14 protein-coding genes and 1 tRNA gene are annotated in these 16,405 nt (G+C 73.2%); 5 read left to right on the plus strand and 10 right to left on the minus strand.

Annotated features, from left to right (window positions below):
* Positions 1-10 precede the first annotated feature (10 nt).
* The 4 genes from MOV08_RS08775 to MOV08_RS08790 are packed head-to-tail and all read right to left on the minus strand — an operon-like array spanning position 11 to position 4,377.
* The gene (locus tag MOV08_RS08775; RefSeq protein ID WP_073448613.1) at positions 11-790 is read right to left on the minus strand and encodes a CDP-alcohol phosphatidyltransferase family protein; all 780 of its coding nucleotides are present in this window, start codon (positions 788-790) and stop codon (positions 11-13) included.
* The gene (locus MOV08_RS08780; RefSeq protein WP_039630807.1) at positions 768-1,829 is read right to left on the minus strand and encodes an iron-containing alcohol dehydrogenase family protein; all 1,062 of its coding nucleotides are present in this window, start codon (positions 1,827-1,829) and stop codon (positions 768-770) included. Before MOV08_RS08780 ends, MOV08_RS08775 begins: the two co-directional genes overlap by 23 nt.
* Entirely contained in the window at positions 1,817-2,560 is a 744-nt protein-coding gene (locus MOV08_RS08785) for a phosphocholine cytidylyltransferase family protein (protein WP_039630809.1), read from the minus strand. The genes MOV08_RS08780 and MOV08_RS08785 overlap by 13 nt, the downstream gene beginning before the upstream one ends.
* Positions 2,557-4,377 carry a DUF5941 domain-containing protein gene (locus tag MOV08_RS08790; RefSeq protein ID WP_275311736.1) on the minus strand — a complete coding sequence of 607 codons (1,821 nt, stop codon included), beginning with the start codon at positions 4,375-4,377 and terminating at the stop codon, positions 2,557-2,559. Before MOV08_RS08790 ends, MOV08_RS08785 begins: the two co-directional genes overlap by 4 nt.
* A 478-nt stretch (positions 4,378-4,855) precedes the next feature.
* On the opposite strand from MOV08_RS08790, the gene idi reads away from it, so the two are divergent.
* Positions 4,856-5,467, plus strand: coding sequence for an isopentenyl-diphosphate Delta-isomerase (idi, locus tag MOV08_RS08795; protein WP_039630813.1), 612 nt, complete (start codon positions 4,856-4,858; stop codon positions 5,465-5,467).
* Here the strand turns inward: idi and MOV08_RS08800 are convergent.
* From MOV08_RS08800 to MOV08_RS08815, 4 genes are all read right to left on the minus strand, one after another.
* Positions 5,442-5,933, minus strand: a complete 492-nt coding sequence (locus tag MOV08_RS08800; RefSeq protein WP_039630815.1) for an ATP-binding protein — start codon at positions 5,931-5,933, stop codon at positions 5,442-5,444. The two genes, idi and MOV08_RS08800, sit on opposite strands and share 26 nt — an antisense overlap.
* 202 nt (positions 5,934-6,135) lie before the next feature.
* Positions 6,136-6,726: an HdeD family acid-resistance protein gene (locus tag MOV08_RS08805; protein WP_039630817.1), complete on the minus strand. Its 591-nt coding sequence runs from the start codon at positions 6,724-6,726 to the stop codon at positions 6,136-6,138.
* A gap of 137 nt (positions 6,727-6,863) precedes the next feature.
* A tRNA-Met gene (locus tag MOV08_RS08810) sits at positions 6,864-6,937 on the minus strand.
* Positions 6,938-7,017: 80 nt separating this feature from the next.
* Positions 7,018-8,670 (minus strand): ABC-F family ATP-binding cassette domain-containing protein, encoded by a 1,653-nt coding sequence (locus tag MOV08_RS08815; RefSeq protein ID WP_275306930.1) that lies wholly within the window; start codon positions 8,668-8,670, stop codon positions 7,018-7,020.
* A gap of 54 nt (positions 8,671-8,724) precedes the next feature.
* Here MOV08_RS08815 and MOV08_RS08820 point away from each other — a divergent pair, with 54 nt between their 5' ends.
* A complete protein-coding gene (locus MOV08_RS08820) occupies positions 8,725-9,495 on the plus strand; it encodes an enoyl-CoA hydratase/isomerase family protein (protein ID WP_039630821.1) in 771 nt (256 codons plus the stop codon).
* A gap of 51 nt (positions 9,496-9,546) precedes the next feature.
* Here the strand turns inward: MOV08_RS08820 and MOV08_RS08825 are convergent, their stop codons facing one another.
* Positions 9,547-10,218 (minus strand): DJ-1/PfpI family protein, encoded by a 672-nt coding sequence (locus MOV08_RS08825; protein ID WP_275306931.1) that lies wholly within the window; start codon positions 10,216-10,218, stop codon positions 9,547-9,549.
* 54 nt (positions 10,219-10,272) lie between these two features.
* Complete coding sequence (locus tag MOV08_RS08830; protein ID WP_039630824.1) at positions 10,273-11,232, minus strand: GlxA family transcriptional regulator; 960 nt, start codon at positions 11,230-11,232, stop codon at positions 10,273-10,275.
* A 131-nt stretch (positions 11,233-11,363) separates the two neighbouring features.
* On the opposite strand from MOV08_RS08830, the gene MOV08_RS08835 reads away from it, so the two are divergent.
* From MOV08_RS08835 to MOV08_RS08845, 3 genes are all read left to right on the plus strand, one after another.
* A complete protein-coding gene (locus MOV08_RS08835) occupies positions 11,364-12,233 on the plus strand; it encodes an SCO6745 family protein (RefSeq protein ID WP_039630827.1) in 870 nt (289 codons plus the stop codon).
* Positions 12,234-12,375: 142 nt separating this feature from the next.
* On the plus strand, positions 12,376-14,802 hold the full coding sequence (locus tag MOV08_RS08840) for a Tex family protein (RefSeq protein ID WP_275306932.1): 2,427 nt from the start codon (positions 12,376-12,378) through the stop codon (positions 14,800-14,802).
* Between the two features lie 405 nt (positions 14,803-15,207).
* Positions 15,208-16,398, plus strand: a complete 1,191-nt coding sequence (locus MOV08_RS08845) for a Cmx/CmrA family chloramphenicol efflux MFS transporter (protein ID WP_275306933.1) — start codon at positions 15,208-15,210, stop codon at positions 16,396-16,398.
* Positions 16,399-16,405: the final 7 nt, after the last annotated feature.

A 16,405-nucleotide genomic window follows, 5' to 3' on the forward strand; every position in this document is an offset into this window, starting at 1 on the left:
GGTGCCCCGGTCACTTGAGCCTGCTGGAGGCGAGGATCGACACGAGGTGCAGCAGGGTCTGCAGGAGCGCGATGCCGGCCAGCACCGCGACGCCGAGCCGGGAGAAGAACAGGTCGCCGCGCACCGCGTCCACGATCGCCAGGACCAGGATCAGCAGGGACGCCTCGATCCCGAGGACCAGCCGGTGGAACTTCAGCGCCGCGGCGGCCTTGCGGGCCAGCGCCAGGCCGGACGAGCGCGGCTCGGACGCCGCCTCCTTGACCGGCGGCAGACCGCCCTGGTGGCGGGCGACGCCGACGAGGTCGGTCTCGGCCTTGATCAGGATCGCGCCGACGGCGGCCAGCGTCCCGAGGAACGCCCAGAGCCAGTCGATCCGCCCGGGGCCCCACAGGTCCGCGGCACGCAGGCCGAAGCCGACCAGCACCGCGGCGTCGCAGAGGTAGGCGCCGACCCGGTCGAGGTAGACGCCGCCGAGCGAGAACTGCTTCTTCCAGCGCGCGACCTCGCCGTCGATGCAGTCGAAGAGGAGGTAGAGCTGGACCATGACCACGCCGAGCACGGCGCCCCAGATGCCGGGCACCAGCAGCGCCGGGGCCGCGAGCACGCCGAAGACGGTCATCACGTAGGTCAGCTGGTTGGGCGTGACCCGGGTGTTGACCAGGTACCGGTCGCAGCGCAGCGAGATTTCCCGCATGTAGAGGCGGCCGCCCCAGTGCTCCCCGCTGCGCCGGTCCTTCACGCCCTCGGGGTGAACGACCGGGCGGAGTTCAGCTACTGATGGTTTCGGCATAGTCGGCGTATGCGTCCCTGATCTGATCGGTGGACAGGTCCAGGTGCTCCAGGATCGTGTAGCGGCCTGGACGGGTCTTCGGGGCGAACTCGACGGCCTGCACGAACTCCTCGTCGGTGAAGCCCATGTCGCCCGGGGTGACCGGCAGGCCGTGGCGCTGGAGCACCTCGACCATCAGCGCGGAGGTCGCGCGGTCCCCGCGCAGGTGGGTGGCGAAGGCGGCGGCGAGGCCGCACTGCTCGCCGTGGCTCGCCGCCCGCTTGGGGAAGAGGATGTCGAAGGCGTGGTTGATCTCGTGGCAGGCGCCGGAGGCCGGGCGGCTGTCGCCGGCCACCGACATCGAGATGCCGGTGAGCACCAGGCCCTCGGCCAGTACCTGCAGGAAGTTGTCGTCGCCGACGCCCCCGGGGTGGCGCAGCACGGCCTCGCCGGCCTGCCGGGCCATGGCCGCGGCCAGCCCGTCGATGGCCTCGCCGGTCTCGCGGTGCGACAGCTCCCAGTCCGCGACCGCGGAGATGTTGGAGATCGCGTCGCCGATGCCGGAGCGGACGAAGCGGACCGGTGCCTCACGGATGACGTCGAGGTCGATCACCACGGCGATCGGGTTGGGCACGCCGTACGAGCCGCGGCCCGCGTCGTTGTCGAGGGTGGCGACCGGCGAGCACAGCCCGTCGTGCGACAGGTTGGTCGCGACCGCCACCAGCGGCAGGCCGATGCGCGCCGCGGCGAACTTCGCACAGTCGATGATCTTGCCGCCGCCCAGGCCCACGACGGCGTCGTAGTGCCCCTTCTTCATGGCGTCGGCGAGCTTGATCGCGTCGTCCAGGGTGCCGCCGCCGACCTCGTACCACTCGGCGCCGGGCAGGGCGGGGGCCAGCCGCCGGCGCAGCCGGGCCCCCGAGCCGCCGCTGATCGCGATGGCGAGCTTGCCGGAAGCCGAGATGCGCTGGTCGGCCAGCAGACCCGCCAGGTCGTCCAGGGCGCCGGCGCTGATGTCGACGACGACCGGGGACGGGATGAGGCGGGTCAGTACTGGCATGCGATGTCACGGCCCTTCGCGAGGTCGTCGTGGTTGTCGATCTCGACCCACTTGACGTCGCCGATCGGCGCCACGTCGACCTTGAAGCCGCGGTTGACCAGTTCCTGGTAGCCGTCCTCGTAGTAGAGGTCGGGGTCCCGCTCGAAGGTGGTCTTCAGGGCGTCGGCCAGCTCGGCGGCGGCCTCGCCCTCGATGAGGGTGACGCCGATGTACTCGCCGGTCGCGTCGGCCGGGTCCATCAGCTTGGTGATCTTCTGGACGCCCTTGGCGGGGTCCGCGACGACCTTCATCTCCTCGTCGGCGAGCTGCTTGACGGCGTCCAGCGCGAGGATGATCTTCTGGCCGTTGCCGCGGGCGGCGAGCAGCGTCTGCTCGACGGAGACCGGGTGCACGGTGTCGCCGTTGGCGAGGATCACCGAGTCGTGGGCCGCGATCACGTCACGGGCGCACCACAGGGAGTAGGCGTTGTTCCACTCCTCGGCCTTGTCGTTGTCGATCAGCGTGATCTTGAGGCCGTACTTCTGCTCCAGGGCCTCCTGGCGCTCGTACACGGCCTCCTTGCGGTAGCCGACGATGATCGCGACCTCGGTCAGGCCGATCTCGGCGAAGTTGCCGAGGGTCAGGTCGAGGATCGTGGTCTCCCCGTCGACCGGCACCAGAGCCTTGGGCAGGGTGTCGGTGTAGGGGCGCAGACGCCGTCCGGCGCCGGCAGCCAGCACGAGGCCGATCATGCGGGTTCTCCTTCATCGTGTACGGCGGGTGCGCCGTGCTTGTGTGCGGCCACCCAGAAGCGGATGCTCTCGGCGAGCACCAGCAGCGCCAGGACCGCAGCGAGTGCCGTGAGCGCGATCGTGAAACCTGTGGCGGGCAGCAGGGCGGCCAGGAAGGTGATCACGAGGATCCGTCCTTCGTGCCCGCCGGTCGCCCGGACCAGCCACCGCGGTGGGGCCCCGGTGCCACCGCGGATGCGGTAGACCGTGTCGTAGTGATGGTAGGCGACCGCCGCGATCAGCCCGAACGCCGCGGGAAGCGCTCCGTGGGCGTCCGCACGGGCGGCCAGCACCAGGACCGTGAGGTATTCGCCGGCCCGGAAGAAGGGCGGGACGAGCCAGTCCAGGGCGCCCTTGAGCGGGCGGGACAGGGCCGCGGCGGCCAGCAGCGCGGAACAGCACGCGACGCCGACGGTGAGCCAGGAGGCGGGGTCGGGCTGGGAGATCAACCACACCAGCAGCATCGCGGACGAGAGAAAGGCCATAACGGGCGCCAGGAGGGAACCGGACCGGCTCCGTCCCCGGCCGCCGCCGGTCAGCAGCTCGACCAGCGGGCCGTAGTCGGCGAGGTCCGCGAGCGCGCGGGCGGCCCGGTCGGTGCGCCGGGCGCGGCGGGCCCGGGAGCGCAGCACCCGGCCGGCCGTGGTGTAGCAGGCGGCCAGCGCGCAGCCGACGAGCAGGGCGTAGAAGACGATGCGCGGGGTGGTGAGCGCGGTCAGCACGGCGATCATGGCCCAGCGTTCGCCGATGGGCAGCACGATCATCCGGCGCACCCAGACGGTCCAGCCGACCTGGTCGAGCCGGTCGGACAGCGCCACGGCGGGGCCGGCGCTCCCGGCGCCGCCCTCGAATTCGCTGCCTTCGTTGAAGGCGAAGTCGACGACGTGCCGGCAGGTCTGGAGGATCATCGCGCCGAGCGCCAGCGCCCACACGTCGTCGCCGCCCCGGGCGGCCCCGAGGGCGAGCCCCGCGTAGTACGCGTATTCCTTGGCGCGGTCGAAGGTGGCGTCCAGCCAGGCGCCCAGCGTCGAGTACTGCAGCGAGTAGCGGGCGAGCTGCCCGTCGGTGCAGTCCAGGACGAAGGAGAGCAGCAGCAGCACGCCGGCGGCGACGAAGCCGCCGCGGCTGCCGGTGGCCGCGCAGCCCGCCGCGATCAGCGCGGTGAGCAGGGAGGCGGTGGTGACCTGGTTGGGGGTCAGGCCGCGGCGCGCGCACCAGCGGGCGAGGTAGCGCGAGTACGGGCTGATGAAGAAGGTGGTGAAGAAGCCGTCGCGGGACTTGACCGCGGTGCGCAGCCGGACCGCCTCGTCGTCGACGGCCGCGACGGCCTCGCGGGCCTCCGACCGCTGGTCGGGGGTGAGCGCGAGGGTGCCGACCAGGCTGCCGAGCTCGACGCGGTGCAGTCCGACGTCCGCGCGGTCGAGCGCCTCGGTGAGGGTGTCGGTGAGCACGTCGGTCAGGTGGGCGGTGCCGGCGCCGACCGGGATGCGGCCGGCCGCATGGTCCAGCGCGGCGCGGGCCTCGGCCTGCACGGTGAGCACGCCGGGCACCGCCGCGGCCGGGAAGCGGGGGTCGGTCAGGGCGAGCCGCAGGGCGTGCAGGTGGCCGACGAAGCGCGGGTCCACCAGGGCCACCCGCTGCTGGGCGGGCACCTCGGCGAGCAGCTCGGTGGCGCCGCCGGGGTCACTGGCCGTGCGGACGTCGAAGCCCAGTGTGCGCAGGTCGGCTTCGAGCGACGACCCGGCGACCGGCGGACCGGTGAGGATGGCGGTCGACAGACGAACTCACTCCTTGGATGCTGACGAGCAGCGCCGGTCGGTCCGCATTCGGCACGAACTACCCGGGCGGCGGGCGTGGCACACCTGGCCCTCGGGAGCCGGGAGGCACGTCGGCAGAGGCTATCCGATCGCGGGATGCGGCCGTTCACCACGTATTCACCACTCGATCGGGTGAGCGACGGCTGCGCCTGCCGCGATCATCATGGTGGATCGGGGCGCGCCTGAACAACTGGCCGCCGGGCCGGGTGCCGGTTATGCGGGGGCTGGTCACGGTTGCCGGTGAGCTGCTGTGGCGAGGGCCATGCCGGTCGCCGACGCGGATCCCGCCCGCCGCCGGCGACCGGTGCGGGACGGGGCGCGCGGGCGGTCCGTCCGGTTCCGGGACACGCGGCGCCGCGCGCTGACCGGCAGTGCTCTGCCACTGATGGGAGCGCTGGTGGGGCAGACTTGACACCGACGACCGACGACAAGGATGCGCATGCCGATCACACCTGCCAACGGACAGACCGCCGGAGCCTCCGCGGTGGGCGCGCCGGAGGGCGCCGCCGAGCCGATCATGCTGGAGCTGGTCGACGAGGACGGCACGACGATCGGCACCGCGGAGAAGCTCGCGGCGCACCAGGCTCCCGGGCAGTTGCACCGGGCGTTCTCGGTCTTCCTCTTCGACGAGAAGGGGCGGCTGCTGCTCCAGCGCCGGGCGCTGTCGAAGTACCACTCCCCCGGTGTGTGGTCCAACACCTGCTGCGGTCACCCGTACCCGGGCGAGATGCCGTTCGCGGCGGCGGCCCGGCGGACCGCGGAGGAGCTCGGGGTCGCCCCCGCGCTGCTGGCCGAGGCCGGGACGGTGCGCTACAACCATCCCGACCCGGACTCCGGGCTGGTGGAGCAGGAGTACAACCACCTGTTCGTGGGGCTGCTGCGGACCGAGCCGGCGCCGGAGCCCACCGAGATCGCCGAGGTCGCGTTCGTCACGCCGGAGGAGCTGGCCGAGCGGCATGCCCGGCTGCCGTTCTCCGCGTGGTTCATGACCGTGCTGGACGCGGCACGTCCGGCGGTCCGCGAGCTCACCGGGAAGTCGGCGGGCTGGTAGCGAGCGGGGCCAGGGGCAACTCGGCCCAGATGGCCTTGCCGCCGCCCGCGGTGTGCGCCACGTCGCACTTGCCGCCCACCTCCGTGGTGAGCGCCTTGACCAGCCACAGCCCTCGGCCGCCGACGTCGCCCTCGTCCGCCTCCAGCGCCTTGGGGCGGTAGGGGTGGTCGTCCTCGACGGCGACCCGTAGCCAGTTGGCGCCGAGGGTGAGCTGGACGGCGATCTGGGGGGAGAGCAGCGCGGCGTGCCGGACGGCGTTGGTGACCAGCTCGGAGACGATCAGCAGCAGCGTGTCCAGGATGGCGTCGGCGACGGGCACGTGCTGTTCGGTGAGCAGATCCCGGACCGCGTGGCGTGCCTGGGGCACCGACGACTCCAGTGCCGGGGCGGTGAACCGCCAGACACCTTCGTACGCGAGCGGGGAGGTCAGCTCCTCGGGGGGTTCTGCAGAAGGTCCGGAAGGCATCCTCACACGACGAGTGTTGAGAATGTGCTGGTCCGGGCCGGCCTCCTGAACACAAGTCAGCGCCTATCGACGGCTTTTGGTCGATTCTGACGGGATTGATCTGCCTCGCGACGCGTCTCGTCGCCTTTCCGTCGCTTTTCTTTGGTGGCGCCCCGGACCGGACGCCGGATCTCCGCCGATACCGCCGCGGCCGGGGTATGGATCAAGCCACTCTGCCCTCCTCCACCATGCCGACCACGCGCCGACCGCCGATCCCCATGGCGAGCAGGCCCAGCCCGTCGAAGAGCAGTTCCAGGGAGAAGAAGCAGCCGATGACGTAGAGGCTGCTGTGCGGCCAACTGGCGAGGACCAGGACGCCCAGCAGGATGCCGAGCGCCCCCTGGAGCAGCGTCCAGCCGAACTGCGGCCCGCGCACCACCACGGCGCCGGCCAGCCGGAACAGCCCGCCGGTCAGGAAGAGCAGGGCCGCGAACATGGTCAGTGCGGCGGCGGTGGCCTCGGGCAGGCGGAGCACCACCACCCCGGCCGCGATGTTCAGCGCCGCGACGATCACCGCGAGCCAGAAGAAGTTCGAGCCCCGGGACTGGATGGCGTGCGCCAGCCCCACCACGCCGCCGATCAGCAGCAGCCAGCCGAAGAGCAGCATCGTGGTGAGGGTGGCCACGGCGACGTAGATCAGCCCGACGATCCCGGCCAGGACGAGGACGGCCCCCAGGACCGCGAGCAGCCCGAAGCTCCGCCCCAAACGGGCCGCAGTCGGACTGCGCCGGGAAGACTTGGACTTGCCGGCCATCACCGCCTCCTCGATCGGGGACCGTTTTTCCCGGTATACCGCGTATGGGGAGAGGTGGCAGGGCGAGCGGGGAGCGCCGGTGGGCACACACGACAGCAGGTCCGGTGCCTGAGCATCGGACCTGCTGTTCTTCTGAGTAGCGGGGACAGGATTTGAACCTGCGACCTCTGGGTTATGAGCCCAGCGAGCTACCGAGCTGCTCCACCCCGCGTCGGCTCGGATTACCTTACGGGGTCCCCGCTCCGGAAACAAATCGAATGCCGGAGCGGGCCGGGGCCGCATCGCGCCAGGTCACACCGGCCGATCGGTGATCCGCCCGGCCTCCACCTCGATCCGCCGCGTGGTGTGCACCGCCGTCAGCATCCGACGGTCGTGGGTGACCAGCAGCAGGGTGCCCGGGTACGAGGCGAGCACGGACTCCAGCTGCTCGATGGCGGGGAGGTCGAGGTGGTTGGTCGGCTCGTCGAGGACCAGGAGGTTGACCCCGCGGCCCTGGAGGAGGGCCAGTGCGGCTCGGGTGCGCTCCCCCGGCGAGAGGGTGGCCGCCGGGCGCAGCACATGGGCCGCCTTGAGGCCGAACTTGGCGAGCAGGGTGCGCACGTCGGCGGGCGCCAGGTCCGGGACGGCGGCCCGGAAGGCGTCCATCAGCGGGGTGTCGCCGTCGCCCCGGAACAGCTGGCCGCGGGCCTGGTCGATCTCGCCGACCACCACGCCCGGGCCGAGCGACGCCGCCCCGGAGTCCAGCGGCAGCCGGCCCAGGAGGGCCGCGAGCAGGGTGGACTTGCCGGCGCCGTTGGGGCCGGTGATGGCGACCCGGTCCGCCCAGTCGATCTGGAGGTCGACCGGGCCGAAGCCGAAGTCGCCGCGCCGGACCGCGGCCTGCCGGAGGGTGGCCACGACCGCGCCGGCCCGGGGCGCCGCGGCGATCTCCATCCGCAGCTCCCACTCCTTGCGGGGCTCCTCGACGACCTCCAGCCGCTCGATCATGCGCTGGGTCTGCTTGGCCTTGGCGGCCTGCTTCTCGGTGGCCTCGACCCGGCCCTTGCGGCCGATCTTGTCGTTGTCGGTGGCCTTGCGGCGGGCGTTGCGGACGCCCTTCTCCATCCAGTTGCGCTGGGTGTGCGCCCGGACCTCCAGTGCCGCCTTGGTGTCGGCGTACTCCTCGTAGCGCTCGCGGGCGTGCTGGCGGGCCCGTTCGCGCTCCTCCAGGTACGCGGTGTAGCCACCGCCGTAGGTGTTGACCTGCTGCTGGGCGAGGTCGAGCTCGACGACGCGGGTGACCGTGCGGGCCAGGAACTCGCGGTCGTGGCTGACCAGGACGGTGCCGGCGCGCAGGCCGGTGACGAAGGACTCCAGGCGGTCCAGGCCGTCCAGGTCGAGGTCGTTGGTGGGCTCGTCGAGGAGGAAGACGTCGTAGCGGGAGAGCAGCAGCGAGGCGAGCGAGGCGCGGGCGGCCTGGCCGCCGGAGAGGGTGGTCATCGGCTGGTCGAGGCTGATCGCCAGGCCCAGCTGCGCGGCGGTCTCCTCGGCGCGCTCGTCGAGGTCGGCGCCGCCGAGGTCGAGCCAGCGCGTGAATGCCGTGTCGTAGGCGTCGTCGGCGCCTGGGCGCTCCCTTGCGAGGGCCTCGGTGGCGGCGTCCAGGGCGCGCTGCGCCTCGGTCACGCCGGTGCGGCGGGCGAGGAAGGCGCGCACCGACTCGCCGGGGCGCCGGTCGGGCTCCTGCGGGAGGTGGCCGACGGTGGCGGTCGGCGGGCTGAGGACGAGGCCGCCCTGCTCCGGGGGCGCCAGCCCGGCCAGCAGGCGCAGCAGGGTGGACTTGCCGGCGCCGTTGGCACCGACCAGGCCGATCACATCGCCGGGGGCGACGACCAGATCGAGACCGGAGAACAGGACGCGCTCGCCGTGGCCGGCGGCGAGATCTTTGGCGACGAGGGTTGCGGACATCAGACCGCCGATCGTATCCGGCCGGGCGCGCGGCGGCCGCTCTAATATCCGGGCATGGAACCGGGACTGAAGACGCATGTCAGCGGTGGTACGGCGACCGTCACCATCAGCAACACGGGCAAGCGCAATGCGATGACCGTCCAGATGTGGCGGGAGCTGCCGCCGCTGCTGGCGCGGCTGGCGGACGACCGCGCGGTGCGGGCGCTGGTGCTGACCGGGGACGGCGGGACGTTCTGCGCGGGGGCGGACATCGGTTCGCTGCGGGACGCGTCGGGCGCTTCGCAGGGGTTGGCGGTGGTGGCCGAGGAGGCGCTGGCGGCCTTTCCGCGGCCGACGGTGGCGGCGATACGCGGCTACTGCGTGGGCGGCGGCGCCCAGCTGGCGGCCGCCTGCGATCTGCGGTTCGCGGAGGAGGGGGCGCTGTTCGGGGTGACGCCCGCCAAGCTGGGGGTGGCCTATCCGGCGTCCGCGACCCGGCGACTGGTCCGGCTGGTGGGACTGTCGGCCGCCAAGTACCTGTTGTTCTCCGGGGAGTTGATCGACTGCGCGCGGGCGCTGCGGACCGGGCTGGTGGACGAGGTGGTGGCCGAGGGTGAGCTGGACAAGCGGATCGCGGAGTTCACGGCCGTGCTGGCGAGCCGGTCGCTGCTGACCCAGACCGCGGCGAAGGAGCTGGCCAACGGGACGTGGGACGTGCCGCCTGAGGAGGCGGAGGCGCGCGGGGCGCACTGGGCGGCGCAGGCGCGGGAGAGCGGCGAGACCGCGGAGGGTGCCGCCGCCTTCCTGGAGCGCCGGGCGCCGCGGTTCACGTGGCCCGAGGGCTGAGCCGCCGCCGGCCACGACTTCGCGGCCGGCGGCAACCTTCCTGACGGACCGTCACTTCTCCTGGAGGGCCGTGTCCCGCCAGCGCCGGCCGGTCAGGATGGAGCGGCTGTTGTCCCGCATGGCCGCGACGACCTCGGCCGGGGCCTTCTCCGGGGCACCCGCGTCGTAGGGCGGCTGGGGGTCGTACTCGATGCCGAGCTGGATGCTCTGCGCGACGAAGTCCCCGGCGATCCGGCCGGCGAGGGCGAGGCCCATGTCGATACCGGAGGAGACGCCGGCGGCGGTGACGTACTTGCCGTCGAAGACCACCCGCTCCCCGGTCGGCTCGGCCCCCATCGTGGACAGCTGGTCCAGCCCGAGCCAGTGGGTGGTGGCCCGGCGGCCCTTGAGGAGACCGGCGGCGGCGAGGACGAGCGAGCCGGTGCACACCGAGGTGGTCCAGGTGGTGCCGGCGTCCACCGCCCGGATCCAGTCGTGCAGCGGCCCGTCTTCCATGATCGCGGTCTGCCCGGGGCCACCCGGGACGACCAGGATGTCCGGCGCGGTGACCTCGTCCAGCGTGGCGTCCACGACCAGACCGAGGGAGCCCTTGTCGCTGCGGTGCACGCCGGTGCGCTCGGCGACGAAGACCACCTCGGCTCCCGGGACGAGGCCGAGCGTCTCGTAGGGGCCGATGGCGTCGAGGGCGGTGAAGCGGTCGTAGAGAAGGACGGCGATCTGCATGAGTTCCTCGTTCCTGTCGTTCCTGGTGCGTGGTGGTCGGGGCGGCTGGGCGGGTCAGGGCCGGGGGGCGGGGCGGAAGCGGCGGCGGTATTCGGCCGGGGAGGCGCCGAGGACCCGGACGAAGGCGCGGCGCATCGCCTCGGTGGTGCCGTAGCCGCACTGCCGGGAGATCTGCTCGATGCCGTCGGCGGTGTCCTCCAGGCGCCGCCGGGCGGCCTCCAGGCGGACCCGGTCGACGTAGCGGCCGGGCGTCATCCCGGTCTCGTCGCGGAAGGCGCGGGCGAAGTGCCGCGGGGAGAGCCCGGCGCGGTCGGCCAGCGCCTCGACGCACAGGTCCGCCGCCGGGTTCTCGGTGATCCACTGCTGGACGTCGCGCAGCGGACGGCGCTCCGCGGTCTGCGCGGCGAGCTGGGCGCTGAACTGGGTCTGGTTGCCCGGCCGGCGCAGGAAGACCACCAGATAGCGGGCGATGGACAGTGCGAGGTCACGGCCGAGGTCCTCCTCGACCAGGGCCAGCGCGAGGTCGATCCCGGCCGTGACGCCCGCGGAGGTGGCCACGTTGCCGTCGCGCACGTAGATCGGCTCGGATTCGACGCGGACCGCGGGATGGCGTGCGGCGAGCGCGTCGCACAGGCTCCAGTGGGTGGTGGCGCGGCGACCGTCCAGCAGTCCGGCCGCGGCCAGCAGGAAGGCGCCGCTGCAGACCGAGACCACCCGGCGGGCGCGGGGCGCGTGCTCGGCCAGCCAGTCGACCAGCCGCGGGTCGGGGATCCGGGTGCCGTCGCCGCCCGGCACGACGAGGGTGTGCGGCGGTTCGGCGGCGTCGAGCGCGAGGTCCGGGACGAGGGTCAGGCCGCTGGTGGTGCGGACCGGGGCGCCGTCCGGGCCGGCGGTGCGGATGCGGTAGGCGCCGGGGACGCCGCCGCAGGCCCCGTTGAAGACCTCGACCGGGCCGGTCACGTCGAGGCTCTGCACGTCGTCGAAGAGGACGACCAGCACGTCGCGCTGTTCCATGGCATCCATCCTGGTCAGCGATGCCGATGGCGGCAATGACTGATTTCCCACCTTTCCTGCCATGGCCGGTCGGCGCCCCTGGAGCGCCCCACGGGGGTGGCGCCATACCGACGGGTCGGTAACCTGCTCGCATGACCTCTTCCAGCGCACTGCCCGATCGGGCCGGCCGGCACTGCCACAACGTCCTCAACCCCTTCCACTCGGCGCACTACTTCGCACCGGAACTCGGCGCCGAGATGGCGGGGTTGGGCGTGAACGGGCGCGCCGGGTACTTCGTCTCCCGGAGCGCTCCCATGGGCGTGGTGGGCCCGGGAACCGTCGCCGCGACCTTCTACTCCTTCAAGTACGAGCTGATCGCCGAGCATCTCCCGCAGGCGTGGCGGAGCACCACGCCGCAGGCCGTCCTGGAAGCACGGCTGCGCGCGGCGGACGCCACGTTGCACCGGCTGCTCGGCGCCGAGGCGCTGGAGTCGCCGGAGATGGCCGAGGCGGCGAAGCTGGCGCTGCGCGCCACCGAGGGCTGTACCCGGCACGCCCGGCCGCTGTACGCCGCGCACGCCGACCTGCCGGTGCCCGACGCGCCGCACCTCGCCTACTGGCACGCCGCCACGCTGCTGCGCGAACACCGCGGCGACGGCCACCTGGTGGCCCTGCTCGACGCCGAGCTGGACCCGCTGGAGGCGCTGGTCACGCACACCGCCAGCGGGCGCGGGATGAACTACCGCGGCATCCTGGCGACCCGCGGCTGGTCGCAGGAGGAGCTGACGGCGGCCCAGGAGCGGCTGCGCGAACGCGGACTGCTGGGCGGCGCGGACGAGCTGACCGAGGCCGGGGCGACGCTGCGCAAGGACCTGGAGCGGACGACGGACCGGCTGGACCGGGCGCCGTACGAGCACCTGGGGGCGGCGGGCGTGGCCCGGCTGACCGAACTGGCGGGCGCCTTCGCCGCCCGCCTCATGGAGGCCGGGGCGTTCCCCGCCAGCCTGTTCGACAAGGAGTAGTCGCACCGGCCTCCTCGTGGCCGCCGGGGTGTGGTGCGTCTTCTCACACCCCGGCGCTCCCGGCCGGGCGGTGCGACAGTCCGGGCCGCCAACCGGCACAATGCAGGCTCAGGAAAGTCGCTGGAAGGCGGGCAGGATCAACGTGACGGCAGCCACTGAGCCCATCGGGGCACTCGGGTCCATCGAAGCGCGGATCGCCGACGAGCTCGGCGTCAAGGAGCGGCAGGTGAAGGCCGCGGTCGAACTGCTCGACGGCGGCTCGACCGTCCCGTTCATCGCGCGCTACCGCAAGGAAGCGACCGAGATGCTCGACGACGCGCAGCTGCGGTCCCTGGAGGAACGGCTGCGCTATCTGCGGGAGCTGGAGGAGCGGCGGACCGCCGTCCTGGAATCCGTGCGCTCCCAGGGCAAGCTGGACACCGCGCTGGAGGCGCAGATCCGCGGCGCCGAGTCCAAGGCCCGGCTGGAGGACATCTACCTGCCGTTCAAGCCGAGGCGGCGCACCAAGGCGCAGATCGCGCGGGAGGCGGGGCTGGAGCCGCTGGCCGACGGGCTGCTGACGGACCCGTCGGTGGAACCGAGCGCGTCCGCCGCGGCGTTCGTGGACGCGGACAAGGGCGTCGCCGATCCGGCCGCGGCCCTGGAGGGCGCGCGGGCGATCCTCACCGAGCGGTTCAGCGAGGACGCGGACCTGATCGGTGAGCTGCGCGAGCGGATGTGGACGCGCGGCCGGGTCGCGGCGAAGGTGCGGACCGGCAAGGAGGAGGAGGGCGCCAAGTTCGCCGACTACTTCGACTTCGCCGAGCCGTTCACCGAGCTGCCCTCCCACCGGGTGCTGGCGATGCTGCGCGGTGAGAAGGAGGACGTCCTCGACCTCACCCTGGAGCCGGAGGACCCGGCGGAGGCGGGCGAGGGCCCCAGCGCCTACGAGCGGTCCATCGCGCACCGCTTCGGGATCGCCGATCGGGGCCGGCCGGCCGACAAGTGGCTGCAGGACACGGTCCGCTGGGCCTGGCGCACCCGCGTCCAGGTGCACCTCGGGATCGATCTGCGGCTGCGGCTGCGGCAGGCCGCCGAGGACGAGGCGGTCCGGGTCTTCGCCGCGAACCTGCGCGACCTGCTGCTGGCGGCCCCCGCCGGGACGCGCGCCACGATGGGCCTGGACCCCGGTTTCCGTACGGGCGTGAAGGTGGCGGTGGTCGACGCGACCGGCAAGGTGGCGGCGACCGAGACGATCTACCCGCACGTGCCGCAGCAGAAGTGGGACGCGGCGCTGGCCACCCTGGCCCGACTGGCGCGGGAGCACCGCGTCGAGCTGATCGCGATCGGCAACGGCACCGCTTCCCGGGAGACCGACAAGCTGGCGACCGAACTGATCGCCGCGCAGCCGGAGTTGAAGCTGACGAAGGTGATGGTGTCCGAGGCGGGCGCCTCGGTGTACTCGGCCTCCGCCTTCGCCTCCCAGGAACTGCCGGACCTGGACGTGTCGCTGCGCGGCGCGGTGTCCATCGCGCGGCGCCTCCAGGACCCGCTGGCCGAGCTGGTCAAGATCGACCCCAAGTCGATCGGGGTCGGCCAGTACCAGCACGACCTGTCCGAGACCAAGCTGTCGCGCTCGCTGGACGCGGTGGTCGAGGACTGCGTGAACGGCGTCGGCGTGGACGTCAACACCGCCTCCGCGCCGCTGCTCGCCCGGGTCTCCGGCATCAGCACCGGCCTGGCCGAGAACATCGTGAACCACCGGGACGACAACGGCCCGTTCCGCTCCCGCAAGGCGCTCAAGGACGTGTCGCGGCTGGGCCCCAAGGCGTACGAGCAGTGCGCGGGCTTCCTGCGGATCCGGGGCGGCGACGACCCGCTGGACGCCTCCAGCGTGCACCCCGAGGCGTATCCGGTGGTGCGCCGGATCGTGCAGACGGCGCAGAGCGAGGTCGGCGAACTCATCGGCAACACGGCCGCGTTGCGCGCCCTGCGCCCGGCGGACTTCGTCGACGACTCCTTCGGTCTGCCGACGGTCACCGACATCCTCCAGGAGCTGGAGAAGCCGGGCCGCGACCCGCGGCCGGAGTTCCGGACCGCGACCTTCAAGGAGGGCGTGGAGAAGATCGGCGACCTGGCGCCGGGGATGATCCTGGAGGGCGTGGTGACCAACGTCGCCGCCTTCGGGGCGTTCGTGGACGTGGGCGTCCACCAGGACGGCCTGGTGCACGTCTCGGCGATGTCGAAGAACTTCGTCAAGGACCCGCGGGACGTGGTGAAGCCGGGCGACATCGTCCGGGTCAAGGTGCTCGACGTGGACATCCCGCGGAAGCGGATCTCGCTGACCCTGCGGCTGGACGACGAGCCCGGCAAGGGCGCGCCGGCCGGCGGCGGCGAGCGGCGCGGCGGTGCCGGCGGCGGCCGGGGGCCGCGCGAGGGCGGCCGGGGCGGTGCGCCGCGGCAGCGGCAGGGCGGCGGCCAGCGTGGCGGCGAGCGCCGCGGCGGCGGCCGGGAGGCCGCTCCGGTCAACGACGCGATGGCGGACGCGCTGCGGCGGGCCGGGCTGTTGGGCGGCAAGGGCGGTCGCTGACCGCGATGACCTGACGGTGGATCGGGGCGGGCGGCACTGCTGCCCGCCCCGATCGCGCGCTGCGTACCCCGCCCGGTCCCGGGAGCGAGGAACCGCGATCGCCATACCGCGGGCGAGGAACCGGGAACGACAGACCGAGAGCGATAAATCCGTGGACGGGCGCCGGGCCGCCCGACTAGCCTGCGGATCATGACCAGCCCCGAGTCCTCAAGACGCTAGCCACCGGGCGTCGTCCGGTGGCTGTTCGACCTTCTCCGCCACCGGACCGCCTTCTTCAGGCAGGTCTTGTTCCTTGCGGTAGCCGGGGCTGCCGCTTCCTCAACCGGCCGTACCGATCGCCGTCGGCCTTGCCGACGCCGCCCTTCGGCCCGTGCCGGTCCTTGGCGTGGTTGCGGAGATTTTTCTATGCCGTTCACTCTCTACATGCTCGCGCTGGCGGTTTTCGCGCAGGGCACGTCCGAGTTCATGCTGTCCGGGCTGATCCCGGACATCGCCGCCGACCTCCAGGTGTCCATCCCGGCCGCCGGCGCGCTCACTTCGGCGTTCGCGGCCGGGATGGTCGTCGGGGCGCCGCTGATGGCGCTGCTCAGCCGGCGCTGGCCGCGGCGGCGCGCCCTGTTGGTCTTCCTGATCACCTTTCTCCTGGTGCACGTCGTGGGCGCGGTGACCACCGACTTCGGCGTGCTGCTGGCCACCCGCGTGGTGGCGGCGCTGGCCAACGCGGGATTCCTGGCGGTGGCGTTGGCGACCGCGGCCGCGATGGCCGCGCCGGGCGCCACGGGCCGGGCCACCTCCGTCCTGTTGGGCGGCACGACGCTGGCCTGCATCGTGGGCGTCCCGGCCGGTGCCGTGCTGGGGCAGGAGTGGGGCTGGCGCTCGGCGTTCTGGGCGGTGGCCGCGGTGTCGGTGCCGGCGGTGATCGCCATCATGGCGTCGGTCCCGGGCGGTCCGGCCGGCGCCGGGGCGAGGGGTGCCGGCGGTGAGCTGCGGGCCCTGCGCCGTCCGCGGCTGCTGGTGGCGCTGCTGCTGGGGGCGCTGGTCAACGGTGCCACGTTCTGCACCTTCACCTACCTCGCGCCGCTGGTCACCGGTGTCACCGGTTTCGGTGCCGCCGGGGTGCCGGTGGTGCTGGCGCTGTTCGGGCTGGGTTCGTTCGTCGGGGTCACGGCCGGCGGGCGGCTGGCGGACCGGCGGCCCCGTCCGCTGCTCGCCATCGGGGGCGCGGCGCTGCTCGTGGGCTGGGTGGTGTTCGCGCTGACGGCCGGGAACGCGGCGGCCACCGTCGTGCTGGTCCTCGTCCAGGGGACCCTGTCGTTCGCGGTCGGCTCCACCCTGATCGCCCAGGTGCTCTACGCGGCGGTCGAAGCGCCCACGCTGGGCGGCGGGTTCGCGACCGCCGCGCTCAATGTCGGCGCCGCGGCCGGCCCGTGGTGGGGCGGCGGCGCGCTCGCCGCCGGCTTCGGCTACCGCGCGCCGCTGTGGGTCAGCGCCCTGCTGGTGGCCGTGGCGCTGGCGGTCGGCGGTGCGGCGGAGGGGGTGCGGGTCCGCCGGCGGGCGGCCGGCGGTGCCGGGGAGGCGCCGGCGCCGGCCCGGTGAGCGGCCC

It is taken from the genome of Streptomyces yunnanensis (assembly GCF_029011865.1).
In the GTDB taxonomy this organism is placed as follows: Bacteria; Actinomycetota; Actinomycetes; order Streptomycetales; family Streptomycetaceae; genus Streptomyces; species Streptomyces yunnanensis.

What these genes read in the sequence shown, in the direction of transcription:
- MOV08_RS08775 (WP_073448613.1), bottom strand. Translation starts at nt 790, where the DNA reads ATGCCGAAACCATCAGTAGCTGAACTCCGCCCGGTCGTTCACCCCGAG.
- MOV08_RS08780 (WP_039630807.1), bottom strand. Translation starts at nt 1,829, where the DNA reads ATGCCAGTACTGACCCGCCTCATCCCGTCCCCGGTCGTCGTCGACATC.
- MOV08_RS08785 (WP_039630809.1), bottom strand. Translation starts at nt 2,560, where the DNA reads ATGATCGGCCTCGTGCTGGCTGCCGGCGCCGGACGGCGTCTGCGCCCC.
- idi (WP_039630813.1), top strand. Translation starts at nt 4,856, where the DNA reads ATGCCGATCACACCTGCCAACGGACAGACCGCCGGAGCCTCCGCGGTG.
- MOV08_RS08800 (WP_039630815.1), bottom strand. Translation starts at nt 5,933, where the DNA reads ATGCCTTCCGGACCTTCTGCAGAACCCCCCGAGGAGCTGACCTCCCCG.
- MOV08_RS08805 (WP_039630817.1), bottom strand. Translation starts at nt 6,726, where the DNA reads ATGGCCGGCAAGTCCAAGTCTTCCCGGCGCAGTCCGACTGCGGCCCGT.
- MOV08_RS08815 (WP_275306930.1), bottom strand. Translation starts at nt 8,670, where the DNA reads ATGTCCGCAACCCTCGTCGCCAAAGATCTCGCCGCCGGCCACGGCGAG.
- MOV08_RS08820 (WP_039630821.1), top strand. Translation starts at nt 8,725, where the DNA reads ATGGAACCGGGACTGAAGACGCATGTCAGCGGTGGTACGGCGACCGTC.
- MOV08_RS08825 (WP_275306931.1), bottom strand. Translation starts at nt 10,218, where the DNA reads ATGCAGATCGCCGTCCTTCTCTACGACCGCTTCACCGCCCTCGACGCC.
- MOV08_RS08830 (WP_039630824.1), bottom strand. Translation starts at nt 11,232, where the DNA reads ATGGAACAGCGCGACGTGCTGGTCGTCCTCTTCGACGACGTGCAGAGC.
- MOV08_RS08835 (WP_039630827.1), top strand. Translation starts at nt 11,364, where the DNA reads ATGACCTCTTCCAGCGCACTGCCCGATCGGGCCGGCCGGCACTGCCAC.
- MOV08_RS08845 (WP_275306933.1), top strand. Translation starts at nt 15,208, where the DNA reads ATGCCGTTCACTCTCTACATGCTCGCGCTGGCGGTTTTCGCGCAGGGC.